1 pseudogene is annotated in these 561 nt (G+C 33.7%); it reads left to right on the forward strand.

From position 1 onward, the window contains the following. Nucleotides 1–136 precede the first annotated feature (136 nt). Nucleotides 137–561: pseudogene (locus tag M9Q43_RS11620) on the forward strand (IS21 family transposase); the annotation flags it as partial.

Here is a 561-nt window from a genome sequence, read left to right on the forward strand (position 1 = left end):
CCATCGATTTCGGTGCAAACTGACCACCCAATTCCAGTCCAAATTGACCACCTAAATTTTAGGGTAAATTAGACATTAAAAACAGTTACTTTTTTTCATGTTGTTAGCCCATACATTCGTACAAAAAATACGGATTATGGCAAACAAAGTAACAGACATGAGTAAGATTAGAAAAGTAATTAAATTTCACTGTAGTGGCAAGAGTAAATTGTTTATTAGCAATTACTTATCGCTTTCAAGAAATACGGTAAAGAAATATATTTCTTTATTTGAACTTCTAGGCTTAAGTTTTGAAGCTATTGATGCCAAAACAGATGCCGAACTTGAAGTTTTATTTTCACAGAATACGGTTGAAAACATAGATCCCAGACTGCAAAAACTCCATGATTTTTTTCCACAAATGGAACGTGAACTCAAGAAAGTTGGAGTTACTATCCAACTTATGTGGGAGCGATATATTGCCATACATCCTGATGGTTTTAAGAGTTCTCAATTTAGACATCACTTTAAAATATGGAGTAAACGCGTTAATCCAGTAATGCATATGAATCACAAAGCAGG

The sequence above is a fragment of the Flavobacterium odoriferum genome (genome assembly GCF_025499515.1).
GTDB classification, from domain to species: Bacteria; Bacteroidota; Bacteroidia; order Flavobacteriales; family Flavobacteriaceae; genus Flavobacterium; species Flavobacterium odoriferum.